Annotated in this window: 16 protein-coding genes; 6 read left to right on the top strand and 10 right to left on the bottom strand. The window is 71.6% G+C overall.

What is annotated here, in order from left to right; translation table 11 throughout:
• Positions 1 to 113: 113 nt before the first annotated feature.
• On the top strand, positions 114 to 602 hold the full coding sequence (locus tag PV364_RS20865; protein WP_319661641.1) for an ATP-binding protein: 489 nt from the start codon (positions 114 to 116) through the stop codon (positions 600 to 602).
• Between the two features lie 81 nt (positions 603 to 683).
• Here the strand turns inward: PV364_RS20865 and PV364_RS20860 are convergent, their stop codons facing one another.
• From PV364_RS20860 to PV364_RS20850, 3 genes are read right to left on the bottom strand one after another with little or no spacing between them, the layout of a single operon-like run.
• Entirely contained in the window at positions 684 to 1,907 is a 1,224-nt protein-coding gene (locus tag PV364_RS20860; RefSeq protein ID WP_319661640.1) for a dipeptidase, read from the bottom strand.
• 4 nt (positions 1,908 to 1,911) lie between these two features.
• Complete coding sequence (purE, locus tag PV364_RS20855) at positions 1,912 to 2,439, bottom strand: 5-(carboxyamino)imidazole ribonucleotide mutase (RefSeq protein ID WP_319661639.1); 528 nt, start codon at positions 2,437 to 2,439, stop codon at positions 1,912 to 1,914.
• Entirely contained in the window at positions 2,436 to 3,575 is a 1,140-nt protein-coding gene (locus PV364_RS20850; RefSeq protein ID WP_319661638.1) for a 5-(carboxyamino)imidazole ribonucleotide synthase, read from the bottom strand. Before PV364_RS20850 ends, purE begins: the two co-directional genes overlap by 4 nt.
• A gap of 107 nt (positions 3,576 to 3,682) precedes the next feature.
• Between PV364_RS20850 and PV364_RS20845 the strand changes: the two genes are divergently transcribed.
• Positions 3,683 to 4,234, top strand: coding sequence for a GtrA family protein (locus PV364_RS20845; RefSeq protein WP_401978003.1), 552 nt, complete (start codon positions 3,683 to 3,685; stop codon positions 4,232 to 4,234).
• A gap of 15 nt (positions 4,235 to 4,249) precedes the next feature.
• On the opposite strand, the gene PV364_RS20840 is transcribed toward PV364_RS20845, so the two are convergent.
• Positions 4,250 to 5,491, bottom strand: coding sequence for an ATP-binding protein (locus PV364_RS20840; RefSeq protein WP_319661636.1), 1,242 nt, complete (start codon positions 5,489 to 5,491; stop codon positions 4,250 to 4,252).
• A gap of 22 nt (positions 5,492 to 5,513) precedes the next feature.
• Positions 5,514 to 6,188 carry a response regulator transcription factor gene (locus tag PV364_RS20835; RefSeq protein ID WP_018559726.1) on the bottom strand — a complete coding sequence of 225 codons (675 nt, stop codon included), beginning with the start codon at positions 6,186 to 6,188 and terminating at the stop codon, positions 5,514 to 5,516.
• Positions 6,189 to 6,534: 346 nt separating this feature from the next.
• On the opposite strand from PV364_RS20835, the gene PV364_RS20830 reads away from it, so the two are divergent.
• Positions 6,535 to 8,034: an oligopeptide:H+ symporter gene (locus tag PV364_RS20830; RefSeq protein ID WP_319661635.1), complete on the top strand. Its 1,500-nt coding sequence runs from the start codon at positions 6,535 to 6,537 to the stop codon at positions 8,032 to 8,034.
• A gap of 400 nt (positions 8,035 to 8,434) precedes the next feature.
• Here the strand turns inward: PV364_RS20830 and PV364_RS20825 are convergent, their stop codons facing one another.
• Positions 8,435 to 9,778 (bottom strand): UDP-glucose/GDP-mannose dehydrogenase family protein, encoded by a 1,344-nt coding sequence (locus PV364_RS20825; protein WP_319661634.1) that lies wholly within the window; start codon positions 9,776 to 9,778, stop codon positions 8,435 to 8,437.
• Between the two features lie 213 nt (positions 9,779 to 9,991).
• On the opposite strand from PV364_RS20825, the gene PV364_RS20820 reads away from it, so the two are divergent.
• Positions 9,992 to 11,044, top strand: coding sequence for an LCP family protein (locus tag PV364_RS20820; protein ID WP_319661633.1), 1,053 nt, complete (start codon positions 9,992 to 9,994; stop codon positions 11,042 to 11,044).
• A gap of 46 nt (positions 11,045 to 11,090) precedes the next feature.
• Here the strand turns inward: PV364_RS20820 and PV364_RS20815 are convergent, their stop codons facing one another.
• Entirely contained in the window at positions 11,091 to 12,338 is a 1,248-nt protein-coding gene (locus PV364_RS20815; RefSeq protein ID WP_319661632.1) for an LCP family protein, read from the bottom strand.
• A gap of 118 nt (positions 12,339 to 12,456) precedes the next feature.
• The gene (locus tag PV364_RS20810) at positions 12,457 to 12,720 is read right to left on the bottom strand and encodes a DUF1876 domain-containing protein (RefSeq protein ID WP_319661631.1); all 264 of its coding nucleotides are present in this window, start codon (positions 12,718 to 12,720) and stop codon (positions 12,457 to 12,459) included.
• 136 nt (positions 12,721 to 12,856) lie between these two features.
• Between PV364_RS20810 and PV364_RS20805 the strand changes: the two genes are divergently transcribed.
• Positions 12,857 to 13,399, top strand: a complete 543-nt coding sequence (locus PV364_RS20805) for an acyl-CoA thioesterase (RefSeq protein ID WP_319661630.1) — start codon at positions 12,857 to 12,859, stop codon at positions 13,397 to 13,399.
• A gap of 6 nt (positions 13,400 to 13,405) precedes the next feature.
• On the opposite strand, the gene PV364_RS20800 is transcribed toward PV364_RS20805, so the two are convergent.
• Complete coding sequence (locus PV364_RS20800; protein WP_319661629.1) at positions 13,406 to 14,845, bottom strand: LCP family protein; 1,440 nt, start codon at positions 14,843 to 14,845, stop codon at positions 13,406 to 13,408.
• Between the two features lie 92 nt (positions 14,846 to 14,937).
• On the opposite strand from PV364_RS20800, the gene PV364_RS20795 reads away from it, so the two are divergent.
• Positions 14,938 to 15,978 (top strand): glycosyltransferase family 2 protein, encoded by a 1,041-nt coding sequence (locus PV364_RS20795; protein WP_319661628.1) that lies wholly within the window; start codon positions 14,938 to 14,940, stop codon positions 15,976 to 15,978.
• Positions 15,979 to 16,017: 39 nt separating this feature from the next.
• Here the strand turns inward: PV364_RS20795 and PV364_RS20790 are convergent, their stop codons facing one another.
• Complete coding sequence (locus PV364_RS20790; protein WP_319661627.1) at positions 16,018 to 17,877, bottom strand: LCP family protein; 1,860 nt, start codon at positions 17,875 to 17,877, stop codon at positions 16,018 to 16,020.
• Between the last annotated feature and the right edge of the window lie 177 nt (positions 17,878 to 18,054).

Below are 18,054 nucleotides of genomic sequence, written 5' to 3'. Positions count from 1 at the left end.
ACGGTACGCCCCGTTCGCCCGGCAACCCGTATGTGTTCCGCCGAGAGGGCCGGGCAGGAGACTTCCTGGGGATCACTTCTGACACTGGCGGACATCGGTGAGTGGAGGCGCTGATGAGCACCACGCGGCCCCCTGCGGCGGACGACCGCGACTCGGGTGGCGCGGACGCGCTGCCCACCGGACCGGGGGAGGCCCAGGTGCGCAGACTCCATCTGTCGGGGATGCCGGGCGTCGTGCCCTTGGCACGTGACTTCACCCGGCAGGCCCTGCACGACTGGGGCTGGCTCCCGGCCGACTCCGCCGATCGCAGAGCCGCGGCCGAGGACGTGCTGCTGGTCGTCTCCGAGCTGGTGACGAACGCCTGCCTGCACGCGGGCGGCCCCGAGGAACTGCGGCTGCACTGGCAGCCCAAGTCGCTCCGCATGGAGGTCGCCGACGGAGGCGTGGGCGACCCCGCGCCGCGGACCCCGCACCGCGCCGGGCGGCCGGGCGGGCACGGCATGTTCATCGTGCAGCGGCTGTGCCTCGACTGGGGCGTGCTGCGCAACACCGACGGACAGCCGGGCAAGACCGTCTGGGCCGAGGTGGCGGCTCCCGCTTAGCCCGGCCGCGGCGCCGTTCCCCCTTCCCCATCCACGGGCGCGCTGACGCGCCCGTTTCGCTGAGCCGTGCTTGTCCGGCCGTCAGCCCGCGGCCGGGGCACCGTCCAGCTCGTCGATCAAGGCGCTGGACGGGCCCCGCTTGCCCCGCAGGTCCGCCGCCACCGACTCCGCGTCCCGCAGGACGCGTACCGCGTTGCGCCACGCGAGTTTCGCCAGGTCCTCGTCCGACCAGCCGCGGTGCAGCAGTTCGGCGGCGAGCCGGGGGTAGCCGGACACGTCGCCGAGGCCTTCGGGGAGGAAGGAGACCCCGTCGTAGTCGCCGCCGAGGCCGATGTGGTCGACGCCGGCGACCTCGCGCATGTGGTCCAGGTGGTCGGCGACGGTGCCGATGGTCGCGACGGGCCGGGGGTGGGCGTCCTCGTAGGCCCGCTGGACCGCCAGCGCCTCGGGCGTCTGGTCCAGCGGATGCAGGCCGTGCGCCCGCATCTCGGCGTTGACCCCGACGATCCACTCGGCCGCGGCGGGCAGGATGAACTGGGGCACGAAGGTCGCCATGGCGACCCCGCCGTTGACCGGCAGGCGCTCCAGGACGTCGTCGGGGATGTTGCGCACGTGGTCGCAGACCGCCCGTGCGGAGGAGTGCGAGAACAGCACCGGGGCCTCGGAGACCCGCAGCGCCGCGCGCATGGTGCCGGGCGAGACGTGCGAGAGGTCGACGAGCATGCCCAGGCGGTTCATCTCGCGGACCACCTCCTCGCCGAAGCGGGTCAGGCCGCCGTGCCGGGGCTCGTCGGTGGCCGAGTCCGCCCAGTCGATGGTGTCGTTGTGGGTCAGCGTCATGTAGCGCACGCCCAGCGCGTACAACGTCCGCAGCACACCGAGGGAGTTGGCGATGGAGTGCCCGCCCTCGGCGCCCATCAGCGAGGCGATGCGTCCTTCGGCGCGGGCGGACTCCATGTCGTCGGCGGTGAACGCGGCCCGCAGGTCGCCGGGGTGGCGCTCGATCAGGCGGCGTACGCAGTCGACCTGTTCCAGCACGGCGGCGACGGCGTCCCCGCCGGTGAGGCTGCTGCGCACGTACACCGACCAGAACTGGGCGCCGACCCGCCCGGCCCGCAGCCGGGGGATGTCGGTGTGCAGGTGCGCCGACTGGTCGGCGGCGATGTCCCGCCGGTCGAGGTCGTAGCGCACCTGCTCGCGCAGACGCCAGGGGAGGTCGTTGTGCCCGTCCACGACCGGATGGGCGGTGAGCAGTTCCCGCGCCCGCGCGAGCAGTTCGGCGTCCGCGTGACCCATGTGGCTCATATGACTACTTACCTCCGAAACCGAAGCCGGCCGACCCCTCCACCTTGGCACGCAGACGCTTGCCCTTCTCGGTCGCCTGCTGGTTCAGCTCCTCCTGGAAGTGCCGCATCCGCTCCAGCAGTTCACCGTCGTGCGCGGCGAGCATCCGCACCGCCAGCAGGCCCGCGTTGCGCGCGCCGGCCACCGAGACCGTGGCCACCGGCACGCCGGCCGGCATCTGCACGATGGACAGCAGCGAGTCCATGCCGTCCAGGTACTTCAGCGGCACCGGCACACCGATCACCGGCAGCGGCGTCACCGAGGCCAGCATCCCCGGCAGGTGCGCGGCGCCCCCGGCGCCCGCGATGATCGCCTTGAGGCCGCGCCCGGCGGCCTGCTCGCCGTACGCGACCATCTCGCGCGGCATGCGGTGCGCGGAGACGACGTCGACCTCGTACCGGACCTCGAACTCGTCCAGCGCCTGGGCCGCGGCCTCCATGACCGGCCAGTCGGAGTCGGAACCCATCACGATGCCGATCAAGGGGCTGCTCATTCGGTGATCGTCCCTCGCAGGTAGTCGGCGGCGTGCCGGGCGCGCTCGCGCACGTCGGCCAGGTCGGCGCCGTAGGTGTTGACGTGGCCGACCTTGCGGCCGGGCTTCACGTCCTTGCCGTACATGTGGATCTTCAGCTGCGGGTCCCGGGCCATGCAGTGCAGATAGCCCTGGTACATGTCGGGGTAGTCGCCGCCGAGGACGTTGGCCATCACCGTCCACGGCTGCCGCGGGCGCGGATCGCCGAGCGGCAGGTCCAGCACCGCCCGCAGGTGGTTGGCGAACTGCGAGGTCACGGCGCCGTCCTGGGTCCAGTGGCCGCTGTTGTGCGGGCGCATGGCCAGCTCGTTGACGAGGATCCGGCCGTCCCGGGTCTCGAACAGCTCCACGGCCAGGTGACCGACGACGCCCAGCTCCTTGGCGATGGTCAGCGCCAGCTGCTGGGCCTGCGCCGACAGCGGCTCGGGCAGGTCGGGCGCGGGCGCGATCACGGTGTCGCACACGCCGTCGACCTGGATCGACTCCACCACCGGGTAGGCGACCGCCTGCCCGTGCGGGGACCGTACGACATTGGCCGCCAGCTCCCGCGCGAAGTCGACCTTCTCCTCCGCGAGCACCTGCACACCGGCCCGGAACGGCTCGGCGGCCCCCGCCTCGTCCCGGACCACCCACACACCCTTGCCGTCGTAGCCGCCGCGCACGGTCTTGAGGACCACCGGGTAACCGGAGCCCTCCTCGGCGAAGCGCGTCACATCGGCCGGGTCGGCCACGATGCGGTGCCGCGGGCACGGCACGCCGATGGCGTCCAGCCTCGCCCGCATGACGCCCTTGTCCTGGGCGTGCACCAGGGCCTCCGGCCCGGGGCGGACGGCGATGCCGTCGGCCTCCAGGACCCGCAGGTGCTCGGTGGGCACGTGCTCGTGGTCGAAGGTGATCACGTCGCAGCCGGCCGCGAACGCGCGCAGCGTCTCGAGGTCGCGGTAGTCGCCCACCACGACCTCCCCCGCCACCAGGGCCGCGGAGTCCACAGGCGTGTCACTGAGGAGCTTGAATCTGATGCCGAGCGGGATGCCCGCCTCGTGGGTCATACGGGCGAGCTGGCCGCCGCCGATCATGCCGACTACCGGGAATGTCACAGTCACCAGGATATCCGGGTGCGAATGACGCCCCGACCCCTGTCCCGGTGGCCCCCCGGCTAGCATGAAGGCCTCTGACCGAAGACAGACGGGACCCGGGCGATCTCATGGGCGAAGTGACGGGGCACAGCGCCCGGCCGGCGGTGCTCACCGACCGCCTGCGCGGGATAGCGCGGGAGGTCGCGAAGTTCGGCGCCGTCGGTGCCGCGGGCGTGCTGGTCAACATCGGCGTCTTCAACCTCGTCCGGCACCTCACGGACCTCCAGGTGGTGCGCGCCAGCGTCATCGCGACCGTCGTGGCCATCGTCTTCAACTACGTCGGCTTCCGCTACTTCACCTACCGCGACCGGGACAAGAGCGGCCGCACCCGCGAGCTGGGGCTGTTCCTGCTCTTCAGCGCGATCGGCCTGGTGATCGAGAACGGCCTGCTCTACATGGCGACGTACGGCTTCGGCTGGGACAGCCCGCTGCAGAGCAACGTCTTCAAGTTCCTCGGCATCGGGGTCGCGACCCTCTTCCGGTTCTGGTCCTACCGCAGCTGGGTCTTCAAGGCGCTGCCGAGCCACGGGTCCGTGCGGCAGGCGGCATCGTTCCTGGTCAGTGCGGAGAACGAGGCCGCCGACGAGGTCCCCGGCGCCCCGCTGGGCCGCGCCGGGTAGCGGCCGGCCCGGACGTCACACCGGCGGTTCCTGGCGGGCCAGGAACAGCGCGAAGACCGGCGGGCGCTGCTGCAGCAGTTCCAGACGGCCGCCGTCCGCCTCGGCCAGGTCCCGTGCGACCGCGAGACCGATGCCCGTGGAGTTGCGCCCGCTGACGGTCCGCTCGAAGACCCGGGCCCCCAGTTCCGGCGGCACGCCCTGGCCCTCGTCCGTCACCTCGACCACCACCTGGTTGCCGGTGACGCGGGTGGAGATGGCCACCGTGCCCGCGCCGTGCATCAGCCCGTTCTCCAGCAGGGTGGCCAGCACCTGCGCGACCGCGCCCGGTGTGCCCACCGCGCGCATCCGGTCGGAACCCGAGGTGATGACCCGCCCCGCGCTGCGGTAGGCCGGGCGCCACTCCTCCACCTGCTGCTTGATCACGTCGTCGATGTCGAAGACCACCGCGGAACCGGTCCGCGGGTCCCGCGCGTTGGTGAGCAGCCGCTGCACGACGTCGGTGAGCCGCTCGACCTGGCCGAGCGCGATCGTCGCCTCCTCCTTGACCGTCTCCTGGTCGTCCGCGGTGGCGATGATCTCCTCCAGCCGCATCGACAGCGCGGTCAGCGGGGTGCGCAGCTGGTGGGAGGCGTCCGCGGCCAGTCGCCGCTCGGCGGTCAGCATGCGGGCGATCCGCTCGGCGCTGCGGTCCAGCACGTCGGCGACCCGATCCAGCTCCGGCACCCCGTAGCGGCGGTGCCGGGGCCGCGGATCGCCCGAGCCGAGCCGTTCCGCGGTCTCGGCCAGGTCGGTCAGCGGACTGCCGAGCCGGCGCGCCTGCCGCACCGCCAGCACCACCGCGGCCAGCACCGCCAGCAGCGCCACCGCGAGGATGATCAGCAGCGTGCGGCCGATCTCCCGGCTGACCTTGCTGCGCGACTCCTGGACGACCACGGTCTCGCCGTGCTCGCCCTTCTGCTGCGAGGAGATCACCTTGCCCGTCGGTGGCGTGCCGATGGCGATCGGGGACTCGCCCGGGATCCTGACCAGCGCGTAGCGGTCCGGCGTGATCTGCTGGGACAGCACCTCGCGGCTGATCCGCTCGTCGCCGATGATCCGGCTCTCGACGATGCCGATCAGCCGGACCGCCTCGGAGTCCACGCTCTCCCTGGCGCTGTTCTCGATCGTCCGGGTCTCCACGATCACCAGGGAGACGCCGAAGACGGCGATGACGACGAGCACCACGGCGAGCGTGGACTGGATGAGACGGCGGCGCATGGTGGAAGCGTCTCAGCTCTTGTCAGTTCTTCTCGAACCGGAAGCCCACGCCGCGGACCGTGGAGATGTACCGCGGGGCGGCCGCGTCGTCGCCGAGCTTCTTGCGCAGCCACGAGATGTGCATGTCGAGCGTCTTGGTGGAGGACCACCACGTGGTGTCCCACACCTCGCGCATCAGCTGCTCACGGGTGACCACCCGCCCGGCGTCCCGCACCAGTACGCGCAGGAGGTCGAACTCCTTCGCCGTGAGCTGCAATTCCTCGTCGCCCATCCAGGCGCGGTGCGACTCGACGTCGATCCGCACCCCCTGGGTCGAGGGATGCTGGGCCTCGGCCGTGCCGCGCCGCAGCAGGGCCCGCACCCGGGCCAGCAGCTCGGCCAGCCGGAAGGGCTTGGTCACATAGTCGTCGGCGCCGGCGTCGAGGCCGACCACCGTGTCCACCTCGTCGGCCCGGGCGGTCAGCACCAGCACCGGGAATCCGTGGCCTTCGGTGCGCAGCCTCCTGCACACCTCGAGCCCGTCCATTCCGGGCAGTCCCAGGTCGAGCACCAACAGATCGAAGGAGCCGAGCAGGGCGGCTTCGAGCGCCGCCGGTCCGTCCTCACGCACCTCGACCTCGTACCCTTCGCGGCGCAGCGCGCGTGCGAGCGGTTCCGAGATGGATGCGTCGTCCTCGGCGAGCAGTACGCGGGTCATGCGCTGATGGTAGTCCGCCCGGAGAAACCGCACGCCGGGCGGGCCGCACGTGCTGTGAGGAGCGTCTCAAGTCGGCCCATATAACACATGTGAGGCTGGCATAAAGTAACGAAAAGCCCGTAACAGTTCCCCTAAGAGACCTTTGGTGTTCACTTCGGCGCCATGGGGCCCTTCTGTGACGGGGCTGGTCCCCACCAGCATCAGTCAATGACCTGTCGGCCGGGGCCGGCGCCTGTGAAGGCGGCGGCCGTGGATCCCGGCGCGCGTTCGCGCGCGCCGGTGCCGGTCACCCCCCCACCGGGCGCGCTCCGCTCGCGCAGCGCGTCCCGAGCAGCAAGGAAAGACCATGGCGTCCAGCCTGACTGAGGGCCTCGCCGCGCGGAACCACGGATCCGGCGGCAATTTCCTCGGCCACCCTCGAGGTCTGGCCACACTTTTCATGACCGAGACGTGGGAGCGCTTCAGCTACTACGGCATGAGGGCATTGCTCGTCCTCTACCTGACGGCCTCGGTCGCGGACGGCGGCCTCGGCCTGAAGGCCGCCACCGCCGGCGCCATCTACAGCGTCTACACCGCCACCGTGTACCTGCTGGCCATGCCCGGCGGCTGGTTCGCCGACCGCCTGTGGGGCCCGCGCCGCACGGTCGCCATCGGCGGCACGATCATCATGATCGGCCACTTCCTGCTGGCGGTACCGGTCCCGGCCTCGTTCTTCGTCGGCCTGGTCTTCATCGCGGTCGGCTCCGGCCTGCTGAAGTCCAACATCTCCACGATGGTGGGCCAGCTCTACCCGGACCGGAACGACCCGCGCCGCGACGGCGGCTTCACGATCTTCTACATCGGCATTAACCTCGGTGCCTTCCTCGCGCCGCTGGTCATCGGCACCGTCGGCCAGAACGTCGACTGGCACCTGGGCTTCGCCCTCGCCGGCGTCGGCATGGGTCTCGGCCTCGCCCAGTTCCTCCTGGGCACCAAGCACCTCGCGCCGGTCTCCAGCGTGGTCCCCACGCCGCTGGACGCCGCCGAGCGCGCCGGGATGATGAAGAAGGCGCTGCTGTGGCTGGCCGCCGCGGTCGTCTTCTACGGCGTGGTCACCTTCACCGGCCACTTCACCATCAACTGGGTGCTGTGGCCGCTCTCCCTGCTGGGCCTGGCGCTGCCGACGTACTACTTCACGCGCATCCGCCGCGACCAGGAGCTCACCTCGGACGAGAAGACCAAGGTGACCGGCTACATCTGGTTCTTCGTCGTGGCCGCCCTGTTCTGGATGATCTACGACCAGTCCGGCTCGACGCTGACCGTCTTCGCCTCCGACCACACCTCGTCGAAGCTGTGGGGCTTCCACTTCCCCGAGAGCTGGTTCCAGTCCCTGAACCCGCTGTTCGTGATGGCCCTGGCGCCGGTCTTCGCCCTGCTGTGGGTGAAGCTGGGCCGGAAGAACCCCAGCACGACCGTGAAGTTCGCGCTCGGCCTCGTCGGCATCGGCGCCTCGTTCGTCGTGATGATGCTGGCCCAGGCCGCCGCCTCGGGCGACGTCAGGGTCACCCCGCTGTGGCTGGCCGTGGTCTACCTCATCCAGACCGCCGCCGAGCTCTGCCTGTCCCCGGTGGGCCTGTCGGTCACGACCAAGCTGGCGCCGGTCAAGTACGCCAGCCAGATGATGGGCCTGTGGTTCCTCGCCGTGACGGCGGGCGACTGCGTGGCGGCGATCCTGCAGCTGGTCATCGGGGACGCGTTCCTGTCGGAGACGTCGTTCGCGATCCAGGGCGGTGTCGCGCTGGCGGCGGGGGCGGCGTTCGTCGCGTACCGCAAGCGGGTCGTCGCCCTCATGGGCGACGTCCACTGACGCTTGTGTGCGCGGGTCTTTCCCCGCCCGCCCTCCCTCCCCCAACCTTCGGCCGGGGGTGCCCCCACCTCCCCCGCCCCCTCGGTAGGTTGTCGCGCCTGATCCCCGGTGGGGGGTGAGATGGCGGTCCGGGGTGACCCCGGTTGCCTGGCCGAAACCCCCACCGGCCGTCAGGGCGCGCAGCCGGCCCGGGAGGGGGTGTGGCGGGGTGCCCCGCTGAGGGCACCTCCCGGCGGTAGCTGGGGGCGTACCCCGGCCCCGGCACCGACCCCCACACGCACGCAGCGCCCGTACTTACCGCGCCGGGTTGGGGGCACCCCGGCCGAAGGCTGGGGGGAGGGCGGGCGGGGAGAAAACCTGCCCGCACAGCAACCCCCGCACCGGCGTGCCGCTCGCAGGGCTACGCGTTGGGGCGCCCCATCGCCCGGAACGTCCACCCCGCGTCCCGCCACACCGCCGCGCGCAGCGCATTGCGGCCGTCGATGATGTGCCGCTGCCCCGCCACGGCCCCCAGGGCCGCCGTGTCGAGCTCGCGGAACTCCCGCCACTCCGTCAGGTGCAGCACGACCTGGGCGCCGCGTACGGCCTCCAGGGCGCTGGAGGCGTAGCCGAGCGTGGGGAAGAGCCTGCGGGCGTTGTCCATCGCCTTGGGGTCGTAGACGGTGACCTGGCCGCCCTGGAGGTGGATCTGGCCGGCGACGTTGAGCGCGGGGGAGTCCCGCACGTCGTCGGAGTCCGGTTTGAAGGCCGCGCCGAGCACCGCCACGCGCTTGCCGAGGAAGCCGCCGCTGCCGCAGGCCTCGCGGGCCAGTTCGACCATGTGGGACCGGCGCCGCATGTTGATCGAGTCGACTTCGCGCAGGAACGTCAGGGCCTGGTCGGCGCCGAGTTCGCCGGCGCGGGCCATGAAGGCCCGGATGTCCTTGGGCAGGCAGCCGCCGCCGAAGCCGATGCCGGCCCGGAGGAACTTCTTGCCGATCCGGTCGTCGTGGCCGATGGCCTCCGCGAGCTTCATGACGTCGCCACCGGCGGCCTCGCTGACCTCGGCCATGGCGTTGATGAAGGAGATCTTGGTGGCGAGGAAGGCGTTGGCCGCCGTCTTCACCAGCTCGGCGGTCGGGTAGTCCGCGACGACGAACGGCGTGCCCTCGGAGACCGGGGTCGCGTAGATCTCGCGCAGCAGCTTCTCGGCGTGCTCGGAGGCGACGCCGACCACGATCCGGTCGGGGTGCAGGGTGTCCTCGACGGCGAAGCCCTCGCGCAGGAACTCCGGGTTCCAGGCCAGCTCCGCCTGGTCGCCCGCCGGGGCGAGCTCGGCGAGCCTCCCGGCCAGCCGCGCCGCGCTGCCGACCGGCACCGTGGACTTGCCGACGACCAGGGCGGGCCGGGTCAGGTGCGGGGCGAGCAGGTCGAAGGCGGAGTCGACGTGGCTCATGTCGCAGGCGTACTCGCCGTGCTTCTGCGGGGTGTTGACGCAGACGAAGTGGACGTCGCCGAAGGCGGCGACCTCCTCCCAGGAGGTGGTGAAGCGCAGCCGGCCGCTGGCGCCGGGCAGACCCGCGACATGGCGGCCGAGGAGCTCCTCCAGACCGGGCTCGTACATGGGGACCCGGCCCGTCGACAGCATCTCGATCTTGGCGGGGTCGATGTCCAGCCCCAGCACCTCGAAGCCCAGCTCCGCCATCGCGGCGGCGTGCGTGGCGCCCAGGTAGCCGGTGCCGATCACGGTGAGCTTGAGGGCCATGGAGGCTCCCTCCCCTGGTGGTGGCCGGTCTGTGCTGCCGAGCATAACCGCGGGGGATGACGTCATCCCGTCCGCCCGGTGCGGTGGATCGGGCCGCTCCGTGGTGTCCGTGTGACGGGACGGACGCCGTGGGCATGGCCATGGACGGCCTTCGCGCGCCACAATGCCCCCTACGCACGCGTGGGGAGCGGGTGCACAGTGTGGGGGTGGGGCGTGACGACGACGGATCAGGTCGGTCACAAGGACACGACCGCTGAGGAAACGCCGGGGGACGAGGCCGCGCGCCGGCGCAAGCGGCGGCGGCGCGCCCGCCGGGTGCTGCTGGGGGCGCTGACGCTGCTGGTGGCGGGCGTGCTCGCGGTGGCGGGGACGCTGTGGTGGGCGGTGGACCACTACACCGGCAAGGTGAGCCGGATTCCGAACGCCTTCCCGACCAATGTGCCCGAGAGCGAGCAGCCGGCCCCCGCCAAGGGCGGTGAAACGTTCCTCCTGGTGGGCGTCGACGCCCGCTCCGACCTGCCCACCACCGGCGAGAACGCGCAGGCGCCCGAGTGGAAGCGCGGCGCCCAGCGCAGCGACACGATGATGCTGGTCCACCTGCCCGCCGACCACCGGCACGCGTACGTGGTCTCGCTGCCCCGCGACAGCTGGGTCACCGTCCCCGGCAACGGCAAGGCCAAGCTCAACGCCGCCTTCTCCTGGGGAGGGCCGCCGCTGCTGATCGACACCGTGCAGCGGCTGACCGACGTCAAGGTCGACCACCTCGCCGTCATCGACTGGAGCGGCTTCCGCACCCTGACCGACGCCATCGGCGGCGTCGACCTCGCGGGCCGGCACATGAACGGCGACCAGGCCCTGACCTACGTGCGCGAGCGTTACCACCTGCCCCGCGGCGACCTGGACCGCACCCACCGCCAGCAGGCGTTCCTGCGCGCGGTGATCGCCAAGACGCTCACCCGGTCCACGATGAGCAATCCGCTCAAGGCCAAGGAGCTGCTGGACCAGGTCACCGGGGTGGTCAGCGTCGACGACCGGCTCTCCGGCGGTGACCTGCGCGACCTGATGTGGAGCATGCGCGGGGTCCGGGCGGCCGACATGGTCTTCATGAACGCGCCGGTCGGCGGGCTCGACATGATCAAGGGCCAGTCGGTCGTCCTGCTCGACGAGAGCGGCACCTCCCAGCTGTGGGAGGCCATGCGCAACGACACGATGGCCGACTACGTCGCGAACAACTCCCTGGACCGGCTCGGCGCCAGTACGCCGTGAGGGCCGGGAAGCGTCCGCTTCCCGGCCCTTTGCCGTCACCCCCGGCTCACGAGTCGGGGGTGACGGTGACCTTCTCGTCGTTCTTCAGCTCGGAGATCAGCTGCTTCACCTTCGGCATGTCCCACTTGAGCGAGCTGCCCGCGCTGGTGTTGATCGAGCCGGCGGTCGGCATGTTCATCGACAGGCCGTCACCGCCGTTGACGCCCTTCATCGCCCAGAACATCGAGACCAGGTTCCACAGGCTCATGTCCTTGTCGACGACCAGGGTGTCCAGGCCCGCGCCCATCACCGGGTAGAGCTTGAAGGGGTTGAGCACCGTGCCCGGCGTCGCGGTCTGGGACGCGAGGGCGGCCAGGAACTTCTGCTGGTTCTTGGTCCGGCCGAGGTCGCCCTCCGCCTCCTGGTAGCGCTGGCGGACGAAGGCGAGCGCCTCGTCGCCGTTGAGGGTCTGGGGGCCCTTCTTGATGTGCAGACCGGAGTTCTTGTCGTCGATGTTGCGCGGGATGTCCAGGTCGACGCCGCCGACCGCGTCCACGATGTTCGCGAAGCCGGCGAAGCCGATCTCCGCGTAGTGGTCGATGTGCAGGCCGGTGTTGTACTCGACGGTGCGCACCAGCAGTGTCGGGCCGTCGATCGAGTAGGCGGCGTTCAGCTTGTTCTGGCCGGGGGACTTGAACGTCTTGCCCGACTCGGAGCCCTTGAAGCTCGGGATCGTGACGTAGGAGTCACGGGGGAGCGAGATCAGCGAGTTCCCGTTGTCGCCGACGTGCAGGATCATCATGGAGTCCGTGCGCTTGCCCGCGGCGGAGCCGGTGTGCAGCTGCTTCTTCTGGTCGCCGGACAGGCCCTCGCGGCTGTCGGAGCCCACGATCAGGTAGTTGGTGCCCTTGCCGGTCTCGGGGCGGTCGATCACCGTGCCGAGGTCGACCTCGCGGCGCACCTTGCCGTCGGCCCATATGTAGGTGCCGATCGACCAGGCCAGCACGACGACCACCAGCGCCAGCAGGGTCACCTTGACCCGGCGCGCCCGGCTGCCCGGCCGCGGGGGCCGGCCGGTGGTCGTGGGCGGCCCGTAGGAGCCCCCGTCACCGCCGTTCCCGTATCCGCCGCCGTAACCGCCGCCCCCGTGAGCGGGCGCGGGAGCCGGGCTGCCGTAGCCCTGCTGGCGCGGAACGCTGCCGGAGCCCGTCGCCGCGCGGCGCGGGGAGAGCTCGGGGGGCAGCGGGGGCTCGGGCGTCTGCTGCTGCCGCTGGTTCCTGTTGTTGTCGGACCAGCCGTCGGGCCATGCGTTCATGTACGGCAGTGTGCCCGTTCGGCGGGCCCAGCAGGAGGTCGGTTCCGCTTCTGCAGCAGAGCTGATGCAAAGGTCACAGGACTGCCGCTTCTCCGTGACCCAACGCGCCCGCGCCGCCTCATCCCGTGAGGTGGGTGGGCAGGTCGGTACGCGTCTCGATCATCCCGGCGGCCTGCTCCAGCAGTTCGTGCGCCAGGTTGGAACAGGCCCGGGACGCGGCCACGTCCTCGCCGATGCGCAGGTCCGGCTCGTCGCTCGGATTGCGGCGCGAGTACCCGTGCCCCACGACTCCCGGGGCGCCGTCGCCGGCCAGCGACGCGGTGCAGGCGGTGCGGTTGCCGTCCTCCTCCAGGGTCAGCTTGATCGTCCAGGTCTTCTCCATGGCGCTCACCTCTGGGTCACGCTCGGATCGCGGATTTCGCAGGAACACCCCCCTTTGCCAGCATCCGCCCGGCCCTGGTCCCGGGCAAGGTGTGCCGGGCGGTGAGCGCCGTGCGGCAGTGCTTAGGGTGGAGCCCATGTTCGAAGAGCCCGCTCCGCACCCCGTCGCGGCCAAGCCGACGTCCGCCTCGCGGATCACGCTGGCGCACATCATGACCCACCACGACACCAATCTCCTGGGCACCGTGCACGGCGGTGTGGTCATGAAGCTCGTGGACGACGCGGCGGGGGCCGTCGCCGGCCGCCACTCCGAGGGCCCGGCGGTGACCGGCGCCATGGACGAGATGGCCTTCCTGGAGCCGGTGCGGGTCGGTGACCTGCTCAAGGTGCAGGCGCAGGTCAACTGGACCGGCCGGTCCTCCATGGAGGTCGGCGTGCGGGTGGTCGCCGAGCGCTGGAACGAGTCCGGGCCGGGCACCCAGGTGGCCAGCGCCTACCTGGTCTTCGTCGCCGTCGACGCCGAGGGCAAGCCGCGCTCGGTGCCGCAGCTGCTCCTGGAGACCGACCGCGACCGCCGCCGCAACCAGGAGGCCCAGATCCGGCGCACGCACCGGCTGGCCCGCCGCCGCGCGATCATGGAACTGCGCGAGAAGCGGGCCGCCGAGGGCCTGGACGACTGACCGCGGTCAGTCGCACAGCATGCGGTCGCCCCGCACCGGCTTGATGTCCACCGGCTGCGGCTGCGGCTGGGGCGCCGGGGCGGGCTCCCCGGCCCGCACCGGGGTGACGCCGCGGTAGTCGGCGCCCACGATCACCCGCAGCACCGGCCCGAGCCCGGGCACGGCCCGCAGGCCCGCGTAGGGGAGCGCGGTGCCGAGGGCGGCCGCGGAGCGGTCCCAGCCGGGGTCGTAGTGGATCACCGTGTACTCCGCGTCGTGCCGCGTGGTGTTGCCGGGCATCCCCGTGGTCCGGAAACCGGCACCCCGCAGGTCCTTGTCGACGCGGGCGCCGAGGCCGGTCACGGACGTGCCGTTGTTGACCTGGACGCGGATCGAGCCGGGCGGCACGTCGACCTGCTCGGGGCTGCGCGAGGGCGCCGGCGTGCCGCTCGCGGGGGTGACGGCCGGGCCGATGAGCGACCGGTCCTCGCGGAGGGCGTCGAAGAGCCGCTCGGCGCCCTTGGCGGACCAGCGCACGGTCGTGCCGACCCCCTGGACCCGGAAGGGCGTCGGTTCCACCGGTACGGTCGCGAACTCCAGCGACCCCACCCCGAAGCCGCCGCGCAGCCCGGTGAGCAGAGAGATCAGATCGTCCGGCGTGGTCTGCCGGTCGGTGCGCACGGAGCCGAGCGCGGCCCCGGCGACCTGTTCGAGCTTGACCGGGTTGCGCAGCAGACCGGTCTCGGTCACCCGGCGCACCAGGGCCGCCAGGAAGCGCTGCTGCCGGCCCATGCGCGTCAGGTCCATGGCGTCCTGACCGTAGCCGGAGCGGACGTACTGCAGCGCGGCCCCGCCGTTCATGCGGACGGTGCCGGCGGGCAGCGAGAGTCCGGTCCAGCCGTCCTTCAGCGGACGGGTGGTGCACACGTCGACGCCGCCGACCAGGTCGACCGCCTTCATGAAGCGCCCGAAGTCGATCTCGGCGTAGTGGTGGACCGGCAGCCCGGTCAGCTTCTCGACGGCGCTGACGGTCAGCGCGGGGCCGCCGTCGCCGTACGCCCACTTCAGCCTGCCGGGGCGGGGGAGCTCGGCGTAGGTGTCGCGCGGCAGGCCGACCACGCTGATCCTGCGGCCGTCCCGGGAGACGTGCGCGAGCATCATCGTGTCCGCGCAGTTGCAGGGCCGGCCCCCCAGATGCCAGCGGGTGCGCTGGGCCGCGGTCAGGCCGCGGCGCAGGTCGGTGCCGACGATCAGGAAGTTGGTGCCCTTGGTGGAGGCGGCGCGCTCCCTGGGGCCCCCGAGGGCGTCCACGTGCGCGAGGCGGCTGTCCATGTGGGCGACGACGGCGTGCCCGATCCCGCTGGCGGTCAGGATGCCCAGCGAGAGCGCGCCGAGGACGCGCATCCCGCGGCGCACCGGGGTCCGGCGGACGGCGGGCGCCGGCTGGCGGCGGCGAGCGGCGGTCATAAAGGCACGTTAAGCAGTCATACCGTCCTACGGTATGAGCCTCGCCCGGGCCTGCACACCGCTGTCATCCGTTCGCGGTAACGTGTGCGGCTGTGAACGCTGCGACCCCCCACCTGCCGCCCGCCGTCTCCGTGATCATGCCCGTGCTCGACGAGGAGCGCCATCTGCGCGCTTCCGTCCGGCACATCCTGGAGCAGGACTACGCGGGTGAGCTGGAGGTCGTCATCGCCCTCGGCCCCTCGACGGACCGCACCGACGAGATCGCCGCCGAGCTCGTGCGCGAGGACCCCAGGGTGCACACCGTGCCCAACCCCACGGGCCGCACCCCCGCCGCCCTGAACGCCGCCATCAAGGCCTCCCGGCATCCTGTCGTGGTCCGCGTCGACGGGCACGGCATGCTCTCCCCGGACTACATCGAGACCGCCGTGCGGCTGCTGGAGGAGACCGGCGCCGCGAACGTCGGCGGCATCATGCACGCCGAGGGCGAGAACGACTGGGAGCGCGCCGTCGCCGCCGCCATGACGTCCCGGATCGGCGTGGGCAACGCGGCCTTCCACACCGGCGGCCAGGCGGCCCCCGCGGACACCGTCTACCTGGGCGTCTTCCGCCGCGAGGTGCTGGAGCAGCAGGGCGGCTACAACGAGGAGTTCATCCGCGCCCAGGACTGGGAGCTGAACTACCGCATCCGCGAGGCCGGCGGCCTGATCTGGTTCTCGCCCGAACTGCGCGTCTCCTACCGGCCGCGGCCGAGCGTGCGGGCGCTGGCCAAGCAGTACAAGGACTACGGCCGGTGGCGCCGCGTCGTCACCCGCTACCACCAGGGCTCGGTCAATCTGCGGTACCTGGCCGCCCCGGGCGCGGTCCTGGCGATCGCGGCGGGCGTCGTCGTCGGCGTGGCCGTCACCCCGCTGGGCTTCGTGGTCCCCGGTGGCTACCTGGCCGCCATCGCGCTGGGTTCGCTGCCCGCCGGCAAGGGGCTGTCCCTCGCGGCGCGGGCCCAGGTCCCGGTGGCGCTGGCCACCATGCACATGTCGTGGGGCTTCGGTTTCCTGACCAGCCCGCGCTCGCTCGCCCGCAGGGTCATCGCCAGCCGCCGCCCGGCGGTGCGGGCGACCGCCGACTCCGACGCGTAGCGCCGGCGGCCGGGCCCCGCGGGGCCCGGCCCGTGCGTCCTACCAGTTGTAGTACGGGTTGACCTTCATGCACGCCGACTTGTCGGAGGCGTTGAGCGCGTTCGCGCTGTCCAGCACTTCCTTGGTGTCGGACGAGCTCTCCTTCGGGTAGCTCGTGCCGGTGGTCCAGTCGGCGCCGACCACCAGCGTGATCCCGGAGGCCGACGCGGACTTCTTCACCGCGCTCGTCGGCAGGCCCAGCGACTTCGCGACCGCCAGGGCGTTCGCGTTCGCCTGCTGGTCGTCGGACGGGTACGTGACCGTGGTGCCGGACTGCGACTGGGGCGTGCTGTCGGACTCGGCCTGGGTGTAGCCGAGAGCGACGAGCCGCTCGGAGATCGCCTTGGCCCGCCCGGGGACGGCGGCCTGGGAGGCCGTGCCGGTGCCGTTCTCGACGGTGACGGGGATGTCCGCCTTGGCGTCGGGCCTGGCCGTCGAGGCGGGCTTCGCCGGGGGCTTCTTCTTGCTCGCCTTGCCGTCGACCGCCTGGTCGTTGCGGAGCAGCGTGAAGAGCTTGGTGGCCGCCGGTGTCGGCACCACGTGAGCGGTCGGGTTCTCCGGGTCGGCACCCCACGGCATGGTGGTCATGGTGATTCGGCCGGTCGGGACGCGCTTGAGGTCGTTGCCCATGTCGTACAGCTTCTTGACCGTGCCGAGGCCGGTGTCGACCGTCAGCGCCTTCGTGGCGCTCTCCGCGAGGCCGGTCAGCGCTCCCGGGTCGGTGAGCTTCGTACCGGACTTGAGCTGCCGCACCATCGCGTTCATGTACATGTGCTGGGCGTGGGTGCGGCCGATGTCGCTGCCGTCCTCGAAGCCGTGGCGGGTGCGCAGCCACTGCAGCGCCTGCTTGCCCTTGATGACGTGGTCGCCGGCGGTGAGCTTCAGCCCGGACTTCTTGTCCCACACGTTGCTCTTGACGCAGACCGGGACGCCGCCGACCGCGTCGGCCATGGAGACCACGCCGGCGAAGTCGATCATCATGAAGTGGTCGATGGATATACCGGTCAGGTTCTCCCAGGTGGCCACGGTGCAGCCCGGACCGCCGTGCCCGAGGCTGGCGTTGATCGTCTCCGAGCTGGTCTCGGGGTAGACGGTGCCGTCGTCCGGGTCGGTGCACTTGGGGATGGTGACGCGGGTGTCGCGCGGGATGCTGACCACGGTCATGTTGCTGCGGTCGGCCGAGACGTGCAGCAGCATCTGGACGTCGGCCAGCGGCTTGCGCGTCGCGTCGGCCTTGGCGCCGCCGAGCTTCTGGTTCTCCTTGGAGGCCCGGCTGTCCGAGCCCAGCAGCAGGATGTTCAGCGGGGTCTGGCCGGCCGCGTTGGCCTTGCTCTTGTCGACCTTGCTGTCGCCGAGGTTGAGAGCGTCCTTGCGGATGTTCGCGTTCAGGTGCTCGTAGTAGGCCCAGGCGGCGCCGGCCGACCCGACTATCGCGAGCGATGTGACGATCGCCACCCAGCGCAGAGCGCGCCGTTTGCCCTTTTTGCGACGGCGGTTGCCGCGCCGGCCCGGACCGTTGGGCCCCCCTGTGCCGTCGCCGCCACCGTCGCCCGGCCCGCCGGTCCGCGAGTCGGTGTCGGGGGCGTCGTCCTCGTACTCCTCCTCGGGGGCGTACGGGTCCGGCTCGTACGCCTCGTTGTCGAAGGCCGAGGGCTGGTAGGCCGTCGTGTCGTAGGGGGCGTACTGCTGCCCCTGCCCCTGCGGCTGGGGTTGTGGCTGCGGTTGGTAGCCGCCGCCGTACGAGGGCTGCTGCGGAACGTACGGCGCCCCGTCACCGCCCCTGTACGGAGCGTTGCCCCACCCGGGTTCATGAGGTTCGTAAGGGGCGTTGAGCCCCCCAGGGGCGCTGCCGTGGCGCATTCAGGCCTCCCATGGCGCGCTGGTCACCATGGTCGGCTCCGGCGCCGTGGCGCCCGCGGACCGTTGGTGATTCCCAGCTGCGCGACTGTCAAAGCCCTGTGGGGTCCGACAGAAATGCTCGCGGATGGTTGGAGGTCACGATACATAACGTCGGCAACTGTCCAGGCCTTCGATTCT

The organism is Streptomyces sp. MI02-7b, assembly GCF_033793585.1.
GTDB lineage: Bacteria > Actinomycetota > Actinomycetes > Streptomycetales > Streptomycetaceae > Actinacidiphila.
The sequence above is the reverse complement of the archived record's forward strand: the minus strand, read 5'-3'. Positions and strand labels throughout refer to the sequence as shown.

Coding starts and splice junctions, on each gene's coding strand:
- PV364_RS20865 (WP_319661641.1), top strand. CDS start 114: ATGAGCACCACGCGGCCCCCTGCGGCGGACGACCGCGACTCGGGTGGC.
- PV364_RS20860 (WP_319661640.1), bottom strand. CDS start 1,907: ATGAGCCACATGGGTCACGCGGACGCCGAACTGCTCGCGCGGGCGCGG.
- purE (WP_319661639.1), bottom strand. CDS start 2,439: ATGAGCAGCCCCTTGATCGGCATCGTGATGGGTTCCGACTCCGACTGG.
- PV364_RS20845 (WP_401978003.1), top strand. CDS start 3,683: ATGGGCGAAGTGACGGGGCACAGCGCCCGGCCGGCGGTGCTCACCGAC.
- PV364_RS20840 (WP_319661636.1), bottom strand. CDS start 5,491: ATGCGCCGCCGTCTCATCCAGTCCACGCTCGCCGTGGTGCTCGTCGTC.
- PV364_RS20835 (WP_018559726.1), bottom strand. CDS start 6,188: ATGACCCGCGTACTGCTCGCCGAGGACGACGCATCCATCTCGGAACCG.
- PV364_RS20830 (WP_319661635.1), top strand. CDS start 6,535: ATGGCGTCCAGCCTGACTGAGGGCCTCGCCGCGCGGAACCACGGATCC.
- PV364_RS20825 (WP_319661634.1), bottom strand. CDS start 9,778: ATGGCCCTCAAGCTCACCGTGATCGGCACCGGCTACCTGGGCGCCACG.
- PV364_RS20815 (WP_319661632.1), bottom strand. CDS start 12,338: ATGAACGCATGGCCCGACGGCTGGTCCGACAACAACAGGAACCAGCGG.
- PV364_RS20810 (WP_319661631.1), bottom strand. CDS start 12,720: ATGGAGAAGACCTGGACGATCAAGCTGACCCTGGAGGAGGACGGCAAC.
- PV364_RS20805 (WP_319661630.1), top strand. CDS start 12,857: ATGTTCGAAGAGCCCGCTCCGCACCCCGTCGCGGCCAAGCCGACGTCC.
- PV364_RS20800 (WP_319661629.1), bottom strand. CDS start 14,845: ATGACCGCCGCTCGCCGCCGCCAGCCGGCGCCCGCCGTCCGCCGGACC.
- PV364_RS20790 (WP_319661627.1), bottom strand. CDS start 17,877: ATGCGCCACGGCAGCGCCCCTGGGGGGCTCAACGCCCCTTACGAACCT.